We start from the raw sequence: 18,336 nt of genomic DNA on the forward strand, positions 1-18,336 counted from the left end.
GTGATTTTTCGAGATGCCTCAGCCCCGCTGGACCGTGTTCGAACCGCCAGCGCTGATCTCCGGCGAGCCGGCATGGTAAGTGACAACGTTTTTGAGCCCGCCAACATCGATTGCATCGACCGAATCGACTGTGACGTGATGTATGACGCCATCAACCGAGATGCGGTTGCAATGGCCGATGACGGTGACCGTTTCTTCGCGGCCGTCGATGGTGAGGTGTCCGTCGTTGCACGCGATGGTTTTGGTTTCAGCGTTGCCGTCGATGGTCAGACTGCCGCCACTCGGCATCTGTGTGACAGCCGAGCCTGCAATTACTTGCCAAGCAACGGCGGCTAGTGCCAGGGCACCCAGACAGCTGGCAAGGATGACGCCCGAGGCTCGTAGCGGCTGCTTCCGCCTCCGGCGGCGGATGGCGAGACCGACGGCTAGCGCACCGCCGAGCACCACAGCGATCAGCAAGCCCTGCAACGCCATGATCATGAACCAGTTGACGTCGTGGCCGCCGTCTGCGGCAAGACATTGGAAGTTGACGCTGGTGCCCGACTGGCTCGGCTTGTAGCTGTAGTGCGAGGTGTTGAGCATCAGTCGATTTGGCGCACCGCAGACGAAGCGGCTCGTCCATAAGGCGCTCGCGGGAATCGCTGCGGTCAAAGTTGCCGAACCACCGAGGCCGACCGCGATGGGCACACCCATCGCCGCGGCGACAGCCCCGAAGCCATCGCCAGGGCTATCGAGCCCTAGTCGCGAGCGCCGGTTCGCATTTTGCGGGCGTACGAGCGAATCGGCAGAAATGTCAAACGGCAGTGGAGACGCAAACCCATTCTGATAGTTGATGTTTGGAGGCAGCTCTTGTCCGTGGTAGACCACCTTCCCGTTGACCTTCATCGTCACGCCGGGACGAATGCCGGCGCGTTCGAGGGCTTCTCTGACGGACGTATCGGACTCGGCGGCGGCCCGCATGAAAGCGTCGGCAAGGCGCGTGGCGTCGTGAGTTTGGGAGCCACCCGACTGCGTCATTTCGGGTAGCGCGGGTGTTCCGGCGCGCTCATCCTCACGGTAGGGATAGTTCGCCGAATGATCGCTGTTCGCGGCCGCTTTCACCTCGCGCAGTTGTCGTTCCAGCTCGGCGATGCGTGCCTCGGGGTCGTCCTGCTCCATGGTCGCGTCCGGCTCCTAACAGGGAAGGGGGAGGCCGGTGAACATGTCGGTGCCGCAATTCCTGGGCGGAGGTGGAGGCGCAGGAGCCGAGACCGCGGGCGCAGTCGGTGCATCTGCAGGCCCTGGCGGAGGAGGCAGTGGTGTGTTGGGAGGGCCGCCCTGAGGCAGTGGCCGGGCGTAGGCAGTATCGGCGTCAAAGTCACCGAAGTGACTCAATGGGCCGGCCTGCGCGGTCCCGCTGCTCAGCTCTGCGCCAGCAAAGGCAACGCCTCCTGAAAGGAGTACTCCGGCAGTGATTCTCATCAGTGTGCGGGTGGTTTTGTTCATGGTCTGTTCCTCTCCTCGGATGTTCATGAGTCGCCGCGTCGGGTCGTCATATGGAACGGGTGCGGCGGCTGGACTATGCGTTCGATCGGGAAGTTCACCGACGTTTCGCAGCGCCGGTGACGATCCGCCGCTTACTAGAGGCACCACGGATAGCAGCGATCGCTCGGTCGGGGGATTGTCTCCGTCCCAAACGTTGGACTCCGGCGGCGGAGGAATGTTCTTGGCCTCTAGCCGGTTGCCGGAGCGGGCCAGCTCGACGACCTCGAGAGGGATTGGGGCGATGAGGAGCTCGGCCGCTGCGTCGTGTTCGTTCTCCATGCGAGCAGCCTGTCGCCGGGAGCGGCGACCGTCATCAGGATCGGCACCCTGATCTTTTGTGTTAGGGTCCCGTCTCGGCGAGCAGCGTCGGCAGTTGCCGGCGCGATCGGATCGCGAGCTTGCGGAACACGCGGTGCAGATGGGCTTCGATGGTCTTCTCGATCACGAACAACGTCTGCGCGATCTCGCGGTTGGCGAGGCCCATGGCCGCCAGGTCGGCCACACCCTGACGTTCCTGATCGGCCTCTCGCGGTAGGTTGCTGACATGCGCAGTGTCCGTGACACACCGACACGGAGCCGATCAGCCCAGTTCCTCACGGCGTCTGCGGCGCTGGCGGCCACGGCCATGCTGGTGGCCTCCTGCAGCACCGCGATCAACGGCGAGGCTGTCAAGGCCGCAGGCGGCCCCCCGCCCGGGCAGATCGACGTCGCGCTACTCGACGTCGGCAATTACCCGACCAAACCGCGGCCAATGGGCACCGCCGGAAACCCCGAACTCGGCGCCATCGTCGAAGGCCAACGAATGGCCAACTACGTCACCGGCCCCTGGGAAGTCGACCCGGCCCTCATCCGCGGCTCCGCCAACGGCGCCCTGGTCATCAAGAACGCCGGCGCAGTGAAATTTGTGCTCCCTGAATCCCTGGCCGCCCCTGCCGCCCGACACAACTTCATCACCGGGTACTACACCGCGCGAGAAGACACCGACCACAAGGAGCTCGACAACGCGGTCCTTCGTTTCGCCGACCCCGCCTCAGCAGCCGACGCCGCCAAGGAAATCAGCGACGCCGCCGCCGCCGAACCCGTCGTGAATCCGCCGGTAACACCAGTGCCAATACCCGGCCACCCCGAGACCGCCGGCTTCAATCAGACGTTCACCGAATCCGCCAAGAATCTGCAGTGGACCCAGGTACGGGCGTTCACCGCTCATGGGCCCTTCGTCTTGGTGATGTCCGCCCAGGCCACCGACAACCTCGACACCGCGGTCGGGCTGATCGCCAAGGCCCTTGACCTGCAGGTGCCGCTGATCGACCAATTCACACCCACCGACCCGGCCAAACTCGCCGAACTGCCCATCGACCCGACCGGGCTACTGGCCCGCACCGTGCCGATCAGCCCCGCCGCGGCCAGCGTCAACCAGCTCGCGGTGTACCAACGACGCGGAGCCCTGCAGCTTCAAACCGACCCCACCCGCAGCTCCAAGCTGTTCAACGACACGGACATGAACCAGATGGCCAACGCCGCAACCTCCGTCTATGAAGCCCGCGACGCCCAAGCGGCCCAACGGATTACCGACGGATTCTTCGCAGAAGCGTCGGCGACCGGCAAGCCGGCCGCGCCGGTCAAGCAGATGCCCAACAGCCGCTGCCTGGACATCTCCCAGGGCAAGGTCGCCAGCTTCTACTGTCTGACAACCGCCGATCGCTACGCCATCGAAGCCCAAGCCGCCCAACTGCATGACGCGCAACAGAAGACCGCGGCCCAGTACGCGCTGCTGATGGCCCGATGACCCCATCACTTCGATTACCCGACTGCTCGGCATGGCCGGGGCCCTGTGAGGTCGGGCGGCCATGGCGCTAGACGTCGGAAGCGTGTTCGCCGGCTACACCATCGAGGGAAAAGTTGGTTCCGGCGGCATGGGCGTCGTCTACCGTGCCCGTCACCCCAACTTGCCGCGCAGTGTGGCCATCAAGGTCCTCTCGGAGGAGCTTTCTGGTGACGACGAGATCCGGCGCCGATTCCTCAACGAAGCCGAGCTTGCGAGCAGCCTCGAACATCCCGGCATCGTCACTGTCCACGATCGCGGCGAAACCGATGGGCGGCTATGGATCTCGATGCAGTACGTCGACGGCAGCGACGCCGAGAAGGAAATCAAGAACGGCCGGATGACCCCGCAACGCGCAGTGCGCATCATCGGCGAAGTGGCCGCCGCCCTGGATTACGCGCACCGCCGCCACATCCTGCACCGCGACGTCAAGCCTGCCAACTTCCTGCTCAGCGCCGACGACGAGCGAATCTATTTGGCCGACTTCGGCATTGCCCGCGTGCGCAATCCCAGCGCTGCCCGGCTCACCCAGGCCGGCAACGTGATCGCCAGTCTGCCCTACACCTCGCCGGAAAGCCTCAAACCAACCGCCGCCGTCGATCACCGCTCTGACATCTACTCGCTGGGCGGCGCGCTGTATCACCTGCTGACCGGCAAGATACCGTTCTTCCGTTCCGCCGAAGGTGGCCCCGGCGGCCTAGCCGCCGCCCACCTGTTCGAGCCACCGCCACGAGTCACCGAACAAGCTCCCACACTGCCGGCAGCCATCGACGCCGTCGTCGCCAAAGCGATGGCTAAAGACCCCAACGAGCGCTACGAAACCGCCCGCGACCTCGCCGCCGCGGCAACACAAGCCCTAGCCGCGGCACCCGACCCGCCGACCCGTACCCAGCCGTGGCAACCCCCGCCGCGCCCTCAGCCGAACCCGGCGACCGCCCAGATCACGTACCCGACTGGGCATTTCAACAGACCCGGCCCCGCTCCGGCACCGTTTAGCCCGCCCACCTTCACGCCGCCGCCCACGAAATCCCGTCGGCTGCGCCGCCGCACGGTGATCATCGCCGCTGTGCTGCTGGCCATCGCCACGGTGGCCGCCGGGGCAATGGTCCTGTGGCTCGGGGGCCCGGGCCAGCCGACGTACCGGGCGCAAACCTTCACTCACGTTCATGGCAACACGGAGATCACCGCAGCGCCGATGCGGGTCGCCGCGCTGGGACCCGGTGACGCTGACGCGGTGCTGTCCCTCGGCGTGCAACCCGTCGCGCTCACCGCCGCGAGCGGACAACTCCCCAGCTGGCAGAAGTCAGCGGTCACCGGCAACCCCACGGTGCTCTCGGTGATCGACACCGCTGCGGTGGCTGCGGCCAAACCCGATCTCATCATCGCCACCGGCGGACTGACCGACGACACCTACGGCAAGCTCGCCGCGATCGCCAAAACCGTCACCCGGCCAACAGAACACGCCACTGAGGGCTGGACCTGGCAGAACCAGCTCACCTGGATCGGCCGCATCCTGGGCCGTCAGCCCAAGGCAGAAGAGCTGCTCAACTCGGTGCGCTCACGGCAAGGCGACCTGAGCAACCAGAACCCCAGCTTCAACGGCAAATCCGTTGAGGCAGTCACGCTTTCCGACACCGGCGTGTCCGAAGTACTCACCCCGTCCTTCGCGAGCGATTACCTGGAGTCGTTGGGGTTCCGCTACAACGCCGGTCTCGTCCGCAACCCCGTCGCCGCCGGTAGCACCCAGCCCATCGCCGACCTCAACCAGATCTACCAAATCCAAACTGACACACTGCTCGTCATCCGCAGCGACTCTGCAGCCGGCCAGGGCGGCTACGCCGGACTACCCAAACCCCTCGCCAGCTACTCGGGGCACATGGTGATCATCGACGACCCCAACACTGTCGCCGCCCTCATGGATGAACCCGGTGGCTACCTCGCCACGAAATATCTCGATGACCAAGTAGTCAGCCAGCTCGCGGCGCCGTAGCGGCCGCGCTGCTCAGGATCGTATTGGTCCGTGGTCACCCTGGTGGGTTCCTTCGCTGCGCAGAGGTAAATATCAGGCAAATGCCCCATATACCGGTGACGGGTCTGTCGTGCACATTACGAGACGTAGCACACGACCAGTGGCACAGCGAAATTGAGCGAAGGAGTGACAACATGAACCTCAGGACTACGGTCGCAAGGACCCTGCTGTCTACCGGCGTGGCGATCACCGGTATTGGACTGGCATCAGGTACTGCGCAAGCCGATCCGCACTGGTTTCACTGGTGCCCAGGGCAGTCGAGGCCGGTATCGGACGATCGTCCGATTGACTGGGACTGGAGTGTCTGCCACGCCTTTTACCTGCAAAGCAGCGGCAACGGCTACCAGCCGGCGGATCTAATCGACGAGTCGGGACGTGTCTATCCCGCCGCTCCCGCGGTTCCCCCGGCCACACCGTGCATGCCGTTCATCGGCCCCCTGCCCTGCGGGCTCTAGGCCGCGGCAACGGGTGCAGGCACCAATGAGTGTCAAAGAGTGTGTCGGCTCGGCTCGACCAGGCGAGGGCGCTACCGGCACACTGGATCTTTCGAGAAGGCGAGAAGGGTAGCCGCTTTCCCAGGGTTGAGCTGGTGCTGCGCATTCCTGGTGTGGAGATGCTGAGCATCGGGTGTCCCGTTGCCCGCGGCCTGGGTTGGGGGCGGGTCCCGCGCGACAGTTCGGATCGGTTTGCATGGCGCGTCGGAACGCTGGATTGGCAGGAACCACCCGCATATTGGGTTTCGGCCGCGGATTGGCTGACACTCGTCGAGAGACTTTCGGCTTGACCCGAAACTCGAAGACAGAGCCAGGTGACAAGGCCGCTACAAGACCGCCATGTGCAGCGTGCCGGCCAGTGTCGGTCACACGTCAGGCATGATCTCGACCGGGTTTTCGCTGAAAGGTTCAATGACAATCCCCGTGCCTTTCAACAGCTCAATTGAGCGGATGGTGTCCATCACCGCCGCTACGTCTCCGGAAAGGATCATGTACCCGGCGCGGTTCATCCGCTCGAAGCACTCCTTCATCGACTCCACGCTACGAAAAACCGGAAAGTATCGAACACCGTCGCGTTCAAGCAAAAAGGGCTTTTGCTTGCCGTCTCTTGTGTCGCCAAAAGGGGTGGAGTAGAACACCTTGGCGTCGTCGGCGGCTGGTTGAGACTGCTTCTTCTTTTGGAATAGACCCACGGTGTCTCCTTTGTGGCGGGCGTGTCGGCTCAGTCGACAACGTGATCGGCCGCGGCGTACCACTTGTCGCTGTCGCCGCGCTGGAAATCCTCGGCGGCGGCCTGGAACAGCGGGGCGTCATCGTGGCGATCGGTGATTCGGGCCAACCAGCCTGCAAGCGCAGCAGGGTCGGCGCCTCGATCGACACGATCCGTGATGGCGTCGAGCTGTCCTCGGCTCAACGTCGAACGCCTCGCCGGCGCGCTACCCAACGGTTGGCTGTATTCGTCGCCCGAGAGAACGAGCGTTGCTGTGGGAGAGCCGATGTCGACGTATCGGTGACATGGGTGGGCGCTGGTTCTCAGCGCCGCCAGGCCCTCGCTGAGTTCGGCAGCAGCCTCGGCGCGGTCCAGCCGCCGCGTAACACACCTTTCGGCGAAACCGATGTCGGCCAATCCCGATTGCAAGACGAATCGGTGCGTCACTCCGTCACGGTCGAGCGGCGCTGACACTCGTCGTTGGGCCTCGGTGAGCGCCGCCCCAAAGGTATCCAACCCGACGGTGTCGGCGGCCAACAACACCACCTCGTCGGACTCGAAGCCGGAAACGACTTCTACCCGGATGGTGTTCATGCGTCTGGAACTGCTCGCCTGGGCGGTCAAATCACCTGCTCTATATTCCTTGCGGTGCTTCATATTTCAGCTGTACCCACGTTGTGTCGAGCAGGGCCGGACGGTACCCATCCGGCGGCGGTGTCAGACTCACTCCCATAACTCGCCGTAGTACTTGGGACAGATGCAGTGGCGGTTGTCGATGGGCGGATCGATGATCTCGGCCGCCAGTTGTGACAGCCGCTGCTCGATGTCAAGCGCTGCTTGCACTGTGGGCTCGGTGACCTCGAACGGGTTATCTGCGTCGTGCAGCGAAATCCTCAGTCGCCCTGCATAAGCCCATGCAAAGGCTTTGTGCCCGGCGATATGCACGTGGGCCGGTTGGGCGAGGGTGGGGAAGCGGTCGATGCGCGCCGGGAAGGCCGCGTACTGCGTGACAGTGTATCGGGTACCTGGTTGTGGACGTGGCGCGTCCGGGGGGATTGTGGTGGGCGTGATACCAAGGACGGTGAACAGGTTGCGCAGTGCGGGCTCGGTCTCTGCACGCAGCACGACGCGCAGGTTGTCGCCGTCGTTGGCATGGCCGCCGACGGCGCGGCAGAACCGGAAGTACCGCAGGCGCAATGCCCAGTCGTGAAGCTCTGTGGCTGAGTGGGTTTCGTAGAGCCAACTGCGCCACCGCTCGTCATCGGACACCGTTCAATGGTAAAGGCCGTCGCAGCACATCCTGGACACCAATTCGGCACCCTGCAATCATCGGACGCGCAGTGTGCGCAGCGGGCGGCAAACCCCGCAGACCACGGTGGTGACTCTGCAAGGGAGGCCAATGGTTGAGGTTCCGGTGACGGGCGCGATAGCGCAGTACCGCGGGAAGCGGTTTCGGATCGTATTCAGCGGTGACGACTGGGTCGCATTGCGCGCAAAACCGGGGCCCGAGGTGCCCGACGGATTCCAGTCCGGTGAGTCCTCTGTGGGACTGGGTCATTACGAACCCTGGGTGAAAGTCCCCAGGACTGCCCTCGACGGTGTTGTTGCTGTCCGTGTCAGCGGAACACTCGGTGGACACACTGTGTCCCTTCAGCACCAGTTGCCAGACGGTCGAGTCGTGGTCTGGTTTATTGGTTCTCCCGCCGTGGCGCGCGAAATCGGATTGGCGGGCGACCAGCACATGGGGTGGACCGGCGTCATCGACCCTGAAGAGTTGAAAGACATTCGTGTCGAGGAAATCCGCCGTGACTGAGTGGCCGGCGCCGCAGAAGATACTCACGCTCGGAGGGTCGCTACGGTAGGCGCCACGGCCACCGAGATCACCGTGCGCGGTTCTGGTGAGAGCCAGTGTCGATGCGCGCTTCCTTGCCGGCGGTGTGCCGAGAAACGCTGTACGGCTACGGCTTTGAGCGCACGGCCCGACCGCGCGACTCCTGCCCCCCGACATGATCGCCGCGGCGACCCCAGCAAGACACCCGGTGCCGCTTCAGCCGTGTCAACCACGCATCATCGCTGCGGCTACTCGCATCGCAGTGTTTCCAGATTGCGTTGTGCGCATAGCGCATCGATGAGTTCGGGTGACCCGCTGACCCGTGTCGCGTGTAGGTCGGCGTCGGTGTAAACCAGCCACGACTTATCGGCAGGCCAAAAGTTGTTGGGCGTGAACCGGGTTCCCGGTTGGGCGCGCACCAGCGCTGGCAGCTGGTGCAGATCTCCAGCGTCGATGGTGGCGCCGCTTTCGCGTCCGACGAACGCAACCACGCCGTAATAAAAGCTGCAGTCGGCGAGGGCCTCCGAAGTCGTGTGACTGCTGAGAACATCGACCAGCCCCTCGAGGCTCTCAGCGTCCAGCGAGCCCTCAGTCGGGGGGACGATGCGCACCGGCCAGCTTGACTCCTCGGTGGGCCGAACAAGCGGCAAAGAGTTGGCCGGCATCACGGCAGGGTCGTGCCAGTCGGTCTGCGGAGTGAACCGCGGCTGGGGCCATTCGCCGTCGACGGCCCAGAACCCGAAACCGTCGCGGCGGCCAAGCTCGGACCACGTCACACGCCGCCACGGGGACGGCGGCTTCTCGGCGAACCCCAGGCCCCCGCCGGTCGTGACGGTGGTCTCGTCGAGGTTCACCCCGCCGACGACGGCCGATTCTTGCAGGCCGGCGGCAATGGCTTGCTGATGCAGCTGGTGATGGGTCAGCCCCGATGGCAGATCGTCGCGTTCGTATATCGCGTTGAGCACCCACGCCGCCGCCAGCCACGATCCGGCGGGATCAAATCCGGTGCACCCCGTCGCCCCATACAGCGGCGGCCAGGTGTCGCACAGCCAACTACTCTGCTGTGCCGACTCATCGGCATCGAGTCTGCGCATTACCACCCTGCTTCCTTTGGGGTTGAACCTCGTTGGCGGCCAACCATTTTCCCGCGGTCAGGACTGCCCAACTACCGCGGCACACGGCAGGCGCGCAGTCCTCAGCGGCCGTCCTTCATGAGGGTGAGGAAGAATTCCCAAATCTCGTGGAAGCCATTGTGCGCTCCCGACTGCTGCGCGGTCGCGCGGGCCCGCTCGAGGACCTCCCGGAAGGTGTCGGCGTCGGTGCCGTGGACGGCCGCCCAGTGATCGAGGTCGGTCAGCGTTCGGTTCATCCACCACTCGAAAGCGCGTTGAACTACCGCATCGCCGTTATGGGCGCCGTTCATGTAGCCCTGGTAGACCGTTTGGCGATCCTCATATGCCACATCGTTTTCGGTCACGCTGTACCTCCTGGTTGTCAGTGGATGGGGCCGGCGTTGCCGGCCATGAGCCACGCGGCCGCGAGCATCGCGACTTGGACTGCGCAGCCCAGCAGTGGCGCCCAGAACCCGACTTTGCGGGTGGCGAGCAGATAGATGCCGGCACCACTGAAGATCGCCCCGGCCGGGGCGCTCAGTGCCACGGTGAGCATCGCGTAATCGATCCACTTTTCCGGCCCGCAATCCTGGTAGGCGCAGTTGTCGATACTCATCGGCAACGCGATGAAGCTGATGAAAGCCACGCCCCACAGCGCGATCTGACCCGCGAACAGCACCACGCTCAGCGTGTTGTCGACCATCCGTGAGACGCGGCGCGCACCGGTTGGGGGTAGTGGGTCATGGGCCGCGCGCTGCGGGCTGCGGCCGGCCACGGATCGATGATCGGTCATGACGAGTATCCCGTCAGATAGACACCGGTGTCGTCGGTGCTGCGGGCTGTGCGAAACGCCCAGGGCTCGCCTGCGAGCGGCAGCGACTGCTGGCGACGTGATGCAGCGATCGTCATGTGCTGGTCACCGTAGTCAAGCAGTACAGCCGCGCGGGTTGGGGAAAGGCCAAAGACTTTGTCGCCGTGGGACATAGTGCCTTGTCGGTGCTGCCGTCAATCCGCTTAACGACCCTGATCAACTTGGCCCCGGCTGATCGGTCCGCGCATTCGACGACGTCGAACACTGTGTACACCGAGTCGGCCCGAAAACACGCGCCCTGCGCCAGAACCGGGATGAAGCACATCGTCGTATGGACCTTCGTGAGGTAGACGTAGACGGTGTCGCTGATGGGCTTGTCTGGGCATTGTGCGGAACCGGACAGGGCGGCCAGTTCGAAGTTGGCTTGCGGGTCGGCGCAGTCGATGGGCTTCAGCGTGCCCGAGCGCTTGAGGTTTTCTGCGGCGAGGCAGTCGCCGACGTCGATGCGATTTGGGCTCGAGATCGATTGGGAGGCAGTGGATACGCGCCCAACGGCGCCCAGCATCGTGATGAGAACCACGACCGCGCCGGCCACTATCAACCCGGTACCGGCCCTGCTTCGTGGTGGCGACAGGGGGTCGTAGTGAGGTGACTGCTGTGGGTCGGGGTGGGCACGGTGATGGTGCGGGCTCGAAGGCCAGGCCCCCGGATGTGCGTGCGGTGCCGGTGGCGCCGTATTGGTCCGCGACCCTGTTCGCTGGGCAATACCGATGATGAGCATGACGATTCCGGTGATGGGCAGCGAGAGATAACCGACTAGGTAGGCGAATGACATTTCAGTTGCCCTTCTGGCCGGTGAGTTTGTCTGCTGCGGCAGGCAGCACTTGGAGGCCAGTCAGGATGGTCTCGACGTCACGCTGGTAGGTGGGGTTGCCCGGTTGGGTGGTCTGCATCGTCGCGGTGACCAGGTAGGTGTGCCCGCCGGTCCTGGTCACCACCTGCAGTGCGGAGATCGGGCGGGCCGGGGTCGCCGGGCCCATCGCCGCGGCAACGTAGGTGACCGCCTCGGCCGGCAGCCCGCACAGGGTGCCCGCCTTCACTGCCATGTCTTGCGCGCCGGCCATTTTCACCACGTTGTCGCGCGTCTGGTCGAAGATCACCTGGGGATCGGCGTCAGGGGTGTGTTCCAGGGTGACCACGACGTTGGGGGCGAACTGGTTGGCGACAAGATCCCTGTTCGCCGAGGCGAATCGTAGGATTTCGCTGTCGAGTTTGGTGAAACGCTCCCAGCCCGCGGGCTGCGGGATCCGCAGCTGCGGTTCGGCGTCGTTTCGGCTCTCGATGTCGAGCATGGGCGCGTCGACGTGGTGACACGCGCCGGCATCGCCGACCCCGACGACGCGGCCGCGGGCTGTCGCTGGAAGTGTCTTGCCGTCGAGTAACTCCTCGGGTGAGGCCGGCTCGTCACTGCCGCACGCGGCCAGTGACGCTGCCACGGCGATCAGCGCGACACTGCGAACAGTCGCTCGCACAACGCTATTGGGTGTTAACACTGTGGGATCCTTTCGCCGATTCGCGCCGACTGATATCGCCGCGGAGAGGTGTGAGGTGGGCATGGGTGGGGCGGCGCATCTGTTGCCGGCGCTTCTACCGCCGGGTGGCGGCACTGATGCTGTCGGCATGCTCGACGAGCGAGCGCAGTTGCCGTAGCGCAGATGTTCGGGCACGGCGCCCCTCCCTCGGGATGTGGACCGCGGCCCACATGCCCTCGACACCGGGCGTCTCCAGGGCGTCTTTGGCGCACTGCCAGCGGCGCGGGCACCCGCGGCACAGGCTCTTGAGTTCGGGGTCTTCGCCGCCTTCGAGCCAACGATCGGGATCGGCCACGCAGGGCGAGGGCAGATTCACGCGAGAGTTCAGGGGCCTGATGAGGTGCGCTGCGGTCATCGCCGGTCCTTCCATTCCAGTTACTCGATGCTATCGAAATGCTGTCGTTAGAGCTACAATAAACGAAAGCGCTCCGAAAGCAAGTCGCAATCCTTCGATCCCGTAGCGCGCGGTCCGCGCCCAGAGGGCTAAATGCAGGTTGAGCTGGCAAAAAGCCGTAGAAAGCAACTTAAAATATCGGCCGCACTCGGCATCTACGGCGCGGCGCAGAGCGGATCCGATAGCGGCTTCATTGTCGATCTCGATACCGGTTGCTATCATTAGCTCCTACGACGGGCGCCATTGAAGCGATAGCACTACAGCAGCATGCGGACACAGAGAAGCGGAGCGCAATGACCCACGCGTACACCGGCCCGACCACCAACGAACACGGCCAAGCCGAGGCGCCGGCGTTGTCCATCACGGTGGGGGACACGCCGCCCTACACCGTGGAGGTCGTCGATGCGCCGATCACTGTGGGGCGTGGGTTGGAAGCGACCATGCGCATCCAAGACCCACGAGTGTCGGAGAGGCATCTGCTCATCGAGTGCGATGGCGTCAATTGGGCGTTGCGAGATGACGGCAGCACCAACGGGACCTACCTCGACGGCGCGCTGATCACCGCGCACTGGGTCACCGACGGCCTCACCGTTCACCTCGGCGACGCCAACGGCATCCCGGTGACTTTCACCCACCAACGGCGCAACCCCAACGACCCCGGGCTCGCGCGGGCCGGTCGTGCTTTCGCCGTCCGCCGCGAAGAAATGGGCTTCTCGCAACGAAAGTTGTCCGACGACAATGTGATCGGCCAAAGCAATCTGGTCGCCTTTGAGAAAGGCCGCAGCTGGCCCCGCAACAGCACTCTGGCCAAACTGGAGCAGGCTGTCGGCTGGCCGGCCGGGACCCTTGCCCGTATCCGCCGCGGCGGACCTATCCCCACAGAATCGGCGGAGACTGCCACCGAAGTGCTCACCGACAGTGTGCGCGTCTCGGTGTTCCTTGACGCGATCAGGCTGCACCTCGACGACATCAAGGGGCGGGTTTCGGCACTGCCACCGCAGACCGCGCCCACGTTCGGCGCCCAGGCCGCCGAACTGCTCACCAAGCTGCGTCAAGTGCAAGCCACCGCCCACGAGGCTGCAGCAGGCTCGAAAGGTCCGGGGATCGCACTGCTGCTCAGCGATATCCGGCGCACCTACAACGATCTGGTCGTCCGTGCGGCCGGCGCGCCGGGTGCCCGGCTGAGCCACCGGCTCTACGCCGCGCGGCATCGCGCCGAGCTCACCGTCGAGGAAACCGCCAACGCAGCTGGCCTTGGCGCCCAAACGGTCGCCGACGTTGAAGCCGACCGGCCAGTGTCGCCCGGTGATATGGCAGCGCTGGAATCGTTGATCGCCCAACTCGCACAACACTGACCGCATCGAGGGGACCCGGCGGCGCTACGGCGTCTGTGAGACGTTCCGCATACCGGGGCAGTGTCGAGCCGCTCGCTCAGCTGCGCGGTATCTCTTCGAACTTGACCGCGGAGCCGTCGCGCAACACCTTGACTGCCAGATTGCCGGCCAAGGCCGCAGAAACCTCTCCCCGTAGGACGAATGCCACTGTGTCATAGGGGAATACCACGCGACCGGTGTTTCGACGATGGCCGCGTCAACGCTCATCAGGCGCCCAACCGCCAGGTTTCCTGCGCAATTGAAGGCTTATCTCGTGATCTTGTCGACAGTAAGCCCGGCTCAGTTAGGGGCTGGTGTCTCGATTACTGATGTGGTCCGCGCCTTCGAGGGCGAGGACATCTACGGGCGACTGCGAGGAGAGACTGTGGCCGCGACAGAGTCCTCAGTTCCGGGTTCTGAAAAGCCGCCTGGGACGCTGTCTTTCGCCACCGACTGTAGTGGCGTCGTACTTCCTCGGATTGGCCGCTACGTGATGGATGTTGCTATCGGCAACCAGAACCGTGAAGCCCATTTTGAGGTTGGGGCCTCAGGCGGTCTAATACCCGTTTGGCACGCATCTCTCTACGGAAAACCTTCTACCACTTACGGTTGAGCCATTCGACGTTCCATGTTCTCCAGCTTCGCATCCAGCTCGCGCAGTGATTCGGTGAGTGCCGTCAGCCCTTCGGCTAGGAGCTTGGTTGTCGGGTTCTCCGTTGACCGCGCAACCTCCCGGAACTTGTTGCCAGCGGTCGAGGCCCAGGGCGCTGCTTTGCTCATAGACGGCGACTGTAGCTTCGGACACCGACATGGGCTGCGGGCGTTGCTTCGCGGTGTCCCACCGCAGGGCTAGCGTTCTGCTCATGAAGATCAGCAGCCACGGCGGTGCCAACACCGACCAATATTGGCTTCAGATCGCGGCACACACCAGCGCACGTAAGCCAGCGGAGCCCCGTGGCCCTGCAACTCCAAGTGGCGGCCCTCCTCGGTAACGGCGACATCGAGGCGTCCGTAACGAAGTTCGACGGCACAGCCTTGAGCACATGGGCGGTCGCAATCATCACTACTTAAGCTCGCCTGCTGAAGGTGTCCATGCAGTTCGCAGACGAGCAATACGACCTTGAGAAGGACAGAAACGCCACCGAACAAGCACCTGTGTCACTCACAGTGAACGAATCATGGGTACGCCGGCTCAGTGACGTCGTCAGTCTTCACATAGGCAAAACCGACATGCGCACTAACGCATTTCACCAAGTGATTCCTGACGTGCTCGACGTCGCCGAAGTCCAGGTCGGCTTCCGTGATGAATGGCAGCGTCGCGGACCTAGTCGTCGATCAGCGGGAGACGACGAGCGATGACGATCGCGCTCGATTGGACGGCTTCATTGACGCGCTGCGCAGTCACACCGGGCTTTAGCCACGACTCGTCCGGTCCGCCGTAAGTGTTCGGCCCGCCACCAGGGGAGCGGGTGGCGGGCCGAATATCGGATAGGACGCGGCTGCAGACGCTAGTTCAAATTCGTTGCCCCCTGGCCCGCCACCGGCGAAGCTGCGCGCCGGGGGTCCGGTAGAGACTCTGGGCGGAGCGGGCCCCAGATTTTTGCGCAGCCCAACGAGTTGTACTTTTCGGCCGCAGGGCGAATCTTGTCTTGCGCGGCCTGAAGGTTCGCCGCCGTCTTTGGACTGTCGTAGTACTCCTGAAGTGCATCACGGATCTGGTTCACTTGGGCTGCGCAAGCTTGCTGGTATGAGTCTCCGCCGGGGGGGATGTTCGGAAAGGCGTTCGCTGTTCCGGCTGCGCCGAGGATTAGCCCGAACCCCACGGCCGCCAGCAGAATCGGACGAGCCGCTCGCATTGCGACGGCGGCTGCCGTCCTTTTAAGGGTGCGGGTTGAGTGGTCGCGCATGGTGTCGTTGTTGATCTTCATGATGTTCTCCTTTGGTTTGCTCGTAGCCCCTTGTGGGCTGCGTTCAACACCTAGGAGCAACCAGGCACCCCAACTCCCACACTTTTTTGTGGAAAGAAATTCGCGCCGAGGTTCGGCCCGCCACCGTGGGGAATCTGGAGTGGCGGATTGAACCACCGCTGGGCTTACCTGGCGGATAGGAAACCCTTCCTGTTTGAAAGTGGAGTCTGGCTTTCCGGTGATTACGAACCCCCTGTGTGATCGCGAAAATTCTTGAGTACCAGCGGCCCAGCTCGGGCACCGCGACCACATATCAGGAGAAGAAATGACAGGCAGGATCGCGCGTTCGACCCGGTTACGTCGCCTAGCGCCCGCCGTCCTCATCGCTGCGGCCGCCTTCGGGGCCGTAGCGGGCGTCTCGACGGAGGCAGCTGGTGTTGCCTCGGCGAGGCCGAACCAATGTGAAGACGGGCAGTGCCCTCCGCCGCATCCGCCGAACGAATCCACTCACCCCGCGGGGTCGTCCCCGGGGCAGGGGTACATCGCACCGCAGCCCCCCGACGAAACTCAAACGTTCGTGTGTGGCCCCCCCGGCTATCCCTGCGAAACGATCACACCTTACTCAGATCACCCTTGGTCTTACGGTCGTGATTGACCGCGGAACTCGCCGCTATTAGCAGGCGGGACAGGCCAATCTGATCGACGTCGGTCAGATCGGCCCGGCACCGTGGGGATCTAGGTGACGGACCGTGCAATTTCGAGCCTAACGAGTGCCTCCGCCAGGCGGACGCACCAATTTGATTTGCTCGCGCAGGATGACAACCTTATCGGCCGTCAGTTCTCGAACATGTGCCGCGAGCTTTATCAACTCGTCCGTGAGCGCGCGCTGCGCACGGTCACGGCGTGCAGAGTTGATGATACGCAAGCAGTCGAGGCAATCCATGCGACGCCACCACAGGCCAGTCGCGGGGTCCTCGTACTCAGTGTCACGATCCTCGACTGGTGATACCTGCGTCCGCAAACACGCTGTGGGGGGCGGAAATTGGCGTGCACCGCATGGGCCGGGGCGTGACACGATCGACCCCGTGTACATACCAGCAGCGCCAACAGACCGTCCCCGTAGCCAGCGCGGATCAGTACACTGGCCGGCTGCGCTCTGCTTCGGCGCGATCACCGGCGGCGCGTTATGGGGCGTGCTGGCCGGGCTGTTGCTGGGAACACCGCTCGTCGACGAACTTCGCCCGAACACGAAATGGCTCATAGTGGCGGCGGTTTCATCAGCGCCCCTAGCGCTCGGCGGCCTCACGGCCGCCCTCGCGGCGTCGGTTCGTGTCCGCAGCGTGGGTGTCGGCTCGATCGTTTGCGGCGTGAGCGGCTGGATGATGCTGGCGTGGGTGGGCGTGCAGTCGAGCTTGGGCGGGTGAACAGGGTGTCGGAGCAGCAAGCCCCTGCCGTCTGGCAGAGACTGAACCAACCCTGCGGGTCACCGCTGATGCTCGCCGGTTTCAGCGCCGGCATCTTGTCGTCGTGCACGTACTGGTTTTTGTACTACTGGCTGTTTGCCCCCGTTGGCCCGATCGCGATCGCAGCAGTCCTCGGTCTGGCAGCACAGTCTCGGCGGTATCGCCGCCCTCTCAAGCATCTCGCTCACGGTGCGCTGCTGGCGTGGCTGTTCTCTGCGGTGTTCGTGATTGCCGCGGCAACAGTCGCGTTCGACTAGATCCCATGCCAAAGACACTGCCAGGCTGTGGATCCCGCACCCGTGGCGGCGACGGCGACGCGGGGGCTTCTGATTCTTGATGACTGCGCAAGCCGCGGGTAAGAAAATCAGTGCCACCGATGTGCGGGTCATGAAGGGCCAACCGAGCAATCACGATGTCGGGTTTTACGGGCCAACCGGAATGAACTTTTGGCGTACAGACGCTATCTGCGCCGGCATTAGGCTCAAAACTGTGGCCATATCCAATCCGACCAGGACTGCGACGTTTCCGCGTGTAGAGAGCCCGGGCTGCGCACGCCGCGATGACGAGGCGACGCTGACGGTCAAAGACGTCGCAGATGCATGCGGCCTGCCGCAGCCCGTAATCGCCCAACTGGTCCCACGCCAGTGGGTAGACGGAGCGGGTTGGATGTACACGCGCCAAGACTTGGACTTCGCGGTCGAGATCGGCGGTGAGCTACGCAAACAGGCCTGGGACCATGTGATGACGTCCTGGCCGGCAATCCCAACGAGTAACGCTTAACTACAAAGGGTTTCGGAATCAGATATGGCGCGCTTCGTTCTGAGCAGTGTCGATTACGACCAGATGGGCGGGGGAGTGTTTCCTGCCGTCGAAGAGCTGCAACGACAGCTTCCGGTGACGGCCAAACTGATGCGGCAGATCCCCGGACCGGATCGTCCCGACTACTTTGTCGGCCGACTCGACCAACCAATCAAGTACCACCCCCCGTAGACGGCTTCAACTGGGGCCGGTCCCTTCCTCAGTTCGTCGCCGAGGACGCTGCCGGTCGGTTCGTGTGGATCTACGCGATCATCGTTGCCAGCCTCATGGCCGGCACGCAGCTCCATGCCGGCATGAAGGGGTTTCCGGTACGGGTGGCATATGTCATCGACCACACCCTCGGCCGCGACGCGCAGCTCGACTTCGCCAAATGCGATTACATCTCCTACGGCATCATCAGCGACCCCGATGAACCCGCGCCGCCTCCGCCGCCGCCGAACATCCGACAATGAGCCA

24 protein-coding genes are annotated in these 18,336 nt (G+C 64.0%); 11 read left to right on the plus strand and 13 right to left on the minus strand.

Annotation, left to right across the window (positions count from 1 at the left end):
- Nucleotides 1-18: 18 nt before the first annotated feature.
- A complete protein-coding gene (locus tag J3E61_RS33645) occupies nt 19-1,158 on the minus strand; it encodes a DUF3060 domain-containing protein (protein WP_210086956.1) in 1,140 nt (379 codons plus the stop codon).
- A 706-nt stretch (nt 1,159-1,864) separates the two neighbouring features.
- Complete coding sequence (locus J3E61_RS33650) at nt 1,865-2,008, minus strand: helix-turn-helix transcriptional regulator (protein WP_210087009.1); 144 nt, start codon at nt 2,006-2,008, stop codon at nt 1,865-1,867.
- 60 nt (nt 2,009-2,068) lie between these two features.
- Between J3E61_RS33650 and J3E61_RS33655 the strand changes: the two genes are divergently transcribed.
- The 3 genes from J3E61_RS33655 to J3E61_RS33665 all read left to right on the plus strand — a co-directional run bounded on the left by J3E61_RS33655 (nt 2,069) and on the right by J3E61_RS33665 (nt 5,830).
- Entirely contained in the window at nt 2,069-3,310 is a 1,242-nt protein-coding gene (locus J3E61_RS33655; protein WP_210086957.1) for a hypothetical protein, read from the plus strand.
- A gap of 61 nt (nt 3,311-3,371) precedes the next feature.
- A complete protein-coding gene (locus tag J3E61_RS33660; RefSeq protein ID WP_210086958.1) occupies nt 3,372-5,336 on the plus strand; it encodes a protein kinase in 1,965 nt (654 codons plus the stop codon).
- A 173-nt stretch (nt 5,337-5,509) separates the two neighbouring features.
- Nucleotides 5,510-5,830 carry a hypothetical protein gene (locus tag J3E61_RS33665; RefSeq protein ID WP_210086959.1) on the plus strand — a complete coding sequence of 107 codons (321 nt, stop codon included), beginning with the start codon at nt 5,510-5,512 and terminating at the stop codon, nt 5,828-5,830.
- Nucleotides 5,831-6,234: 404 nt separating this feature from the next.
- Here J3E61_RS33665 and J3E61_RS33670 read toward each other — a convergent pair whose 3' ends face one another.
- The 3 genes from J3E61_RS33670 to J3E61_RS33680 all read right to left on the minus strand — a co-directional run bounded on the left by J3E61_RS33670 (nt 6,235) and on the right by J3E61_RS33680 (nt 7,847).
- A complete protein-coding gene (locus J3E61_RS33670) occupies nt 6,235-6,561 on the minus strand; it encodes an SseB family protein (protein WP_210086960.1) in 327 nt (108 codons plus the stop codon).
- A 29-nt stretch (nt 6,562-6,590) separates the two neighbouring features.
- Nucleotides 6,591-7,172, minus strand: a complete 582-nt coding sequence (locus tag J3E61_RS33675) for a hypothetical protein (RefSeq protein ID WP_210086961.1) — start codon at nt 7,170-7,172, stop codon at nt 6,591-6,593.
- A 129-nt stretch (nt 7,173-7,301) separates the two neighbouring features.
- Nucleotides 7,302-7,847, minus strand: coding sequence for a hypothetical protein (locus J3E61_RS33680; protein ID WP_210086962.1), 546 nt, complete (start codon nt 7,845-7,847; stop codon nt 7,302-7,304).
- A 130-nt stretch (nt 7,848-7,977) separates the two neighbouring features.
- Between J3E61_RS33680 and J3E61_RS33685 the strand changes: the two genes are divergently transcribed.
- The gene (locus J3E61_RS33685; protein ID WP_210086963.1) at nt 7,978-8,391 is read left to right on the plus strand and encodes a hypothetical protein; all 414 of its coding nucleotides are present in this window, start codon (nt 7,978-7,980) and stop codon (nt 8,389-8,391) included.
- 266 nt (nt 8,392-8,657) lie between these two features.
- Here J3E61_RS33685 and J3E61_RS33690 read toward each other — a convergent pair whose 3' ends face one another.
- The 6 genes from J3E61_RS33690 to J3E61_RS33715 form a co-directional block, all read right to left on the minus strand.
- The gene (locus tag J3E61_RS33690) at nt 8,658-9,503 is read right to left on the minus strand and encodes a hypothetical protein (protein WP_210086964.1); all 846 of its coding nucleotides are present in this window, start codon (nt 9,501-9,503) and stop codon (nt 8,658-8,660) included.
- 101 nt (nt 9,504-9,604) lie between these two features.
- A complete protein-coding gene (locus J3E61_RS33695) occupies nt 9,605-9,886 on the minus strand; it encodes a hypothetical protein (RefSeq protein WP_210086965.1) in 282 nt (93 codons plus the stop codon).
- Between the two features lie 17 nt (nt 9,887-9,903).
- On the minus strand, nt 9,904-10,314 hold the full coding sequence (locus tag J3E61_RS33700; protein WP_210086966.1) for a hypothetical protein: 411 nt from the start codon (nt 10,312-10,314) through the stop codon (nt 9,904-9,906).
- A 112-nt stretch (nt 10,315-10,426) separates the two neighbouring features.
- On the minus strand, nt 10,427-11,167 hold the full coding sequence (locus J3E61_RS33705; protein WP_210086967.1) for a hypothetical protein: 741 nt from the start codon (nt 11,165-11,167) through the stop codon (nt 10,427-10,429).
- 1 nt (nt 11,168) lies between these two features.
- Entirely contained in the window at nt 11,169-11,864 is a 696-nt protein-coding gene (locus J3E61_RS33710; RefSeq protein WP_210086968.1) for an LpqN/LpqT family lipoprotein, read from the minus strand.
- Nucleotides 11,865-11,979: 115 nt separating this feature from the next.
- Entirely contained in the window at nt 11,980-12,279 is a 300-nt protein-coding gene (locus J3E61_RS33715; RefSeq protein ID WP_210086969.1) for a WhiB family transcriptional regulator, read from the minus strand.
- A 332-nt stretch (nt 12,280-12,611) separates the two neighbouring features.
- On the opposite strand from J3E61_RS33715, the gene J3E61_RS33720 reads away from it, so the two are divergent.
- Nucleotides 12,612-13,673 (plus strand): FHA domain-containing protein, encoded by a 1,062-nt coding sequence (locus J3E61_RS33720; protein ID WP_210086970.1) that lies wholly within the window; start codon nt 12,612-12,614, stop codon nt 13,671-13,673.
- Nucleotides 13,674-14,294: 621 nt separating this feature from the next.
- Here J3E61_RS33720 and J3E61_RS33725 read toward each other — a convergent pair.
- On the minus strand, nt 14,295-14,471 hold the full coding sequence (locus J3E61_RS33725) for a hypothetical protein (RefSeq protein WP_210086971.1): 177 nt from the start codon (nt 14,469-14,471) through the stop codon (nt 14,295-14,297).
- A 312-nt stretch (nt 14,472-14,783) separates the two neighbouring features.
- On the opposite strand from J3E61_RS33725, the gene J3E61_RS33730 reads away from it, so the two are divergent.
- Complete coding sequence (locus J3E61_RS33730; RefSeq protein ID WP_210086972.1) at nt 14,784-15,050, plus strand: hypothetical protein; 267 nt, start codon at nt 14,784-14,786, stop codon at nt 15,048-15,050.
- A 149-nt stretch (nt 15,051-15,199) separates the two neighbouring features.
- On the opposite strand, the gene J3E61_RS33735 is transcribed toward J3E61_RS33730, so the two are convergent.
- Nucleotides 15,200-15,619 carry a hypothetical protein gene (locus J3E61_RS33735; RefSeq protein WP_210086973.1) on the minus strand — a complete coding sequence of 140 codons (420 nt, stop codon included), beginning with the start codon at nt 15,617-15,619 and terminating at the stop codon, nt 15,200-15,202.
- Between the two features lie 1,064 nt (nt 15,620-16,683).
- On the opposite strand from J3E61_RS33735, the gene J3E61_RS33740 reads away from it, so the two are divergent.
- The 5 genes from J3E61_RS33740 (at nt 16,684) to J3E61_RS33760 (ending at nt 18,332) form a co-directional block, all read left to right on the plus strand.
- Nucleotides 16,684-17,022 (plus strand): hypothetical protein, encoded by a 339-nt coding sequence (locus J3E61_RS33740; protein WP_210086974.1) that lies wholly within the window; start codon nt 16,684-16,686, stop codon nt 17,020-17,022.
- Nucleotides 17,019-17,318: a hypothetical protein gene (locus tag J3E61_RS33745; RefSeq protein WP_210086975.1), complete on the plus strand. Its 300-nt coding sequence runs from the start codon at nt 17,019-17,021 to the stop codon at nt 17,316-17,318. Before J3E61_RS33740 ends, J3E61_RS33745 begins: the two co-directional genes overlap by 4 nt.
- Nucleotides 17,319-17,634: 316 nt before the next feature.
- Nucleotides 17,635-17,841 carry a hypothetical protein gene (locus J3E61_RS33750; protein WP_210087010.1) on the plus strand — a complete coding sequence of 69 codons (207 nt, stop codon included), beginning with the start codon at nt 17,635-17,637 and terminating at the stop codon, nt 17,839-17,841.
- Between the two features lie 24 nt (nt 17,842-17,865).
- Nucleotides 17,866-18,051, plus strand: a complete 186-nt coding sequence (locus tag J3E61_RS33755; RefSeq protein ID WP_210086976.1) for a hypothetical protein — start codon at nt 17,866-17,868, stop codon at nt 18,049-18,051.
- Between the two features lie 62 nt (nt 18,052-18,113).
- Nucleotides 18,114-18,332 (plus strand): hypothetical protein, encoded by a 219-nt coding sequence (locus J3E61_RS33760; RefSeq protein ID WP_210086977.1) that lies wholly within the window; start codon nt 18,114-18,116, stop codon nt 18,330-18,332.
- Nucleotides 18,333-18,336 lie beyond the last annotated feature (4 nt).

The organism is Mycobacterium sp. OAE908, assembly GCF_017872775.1.
In the GTDB taxonomy this organism is placed as follows: Bacteria; Actinomycetota; Actinomycetes; order Mycobacteriales; family Mycobacteriaceae; genus Mycobacterium.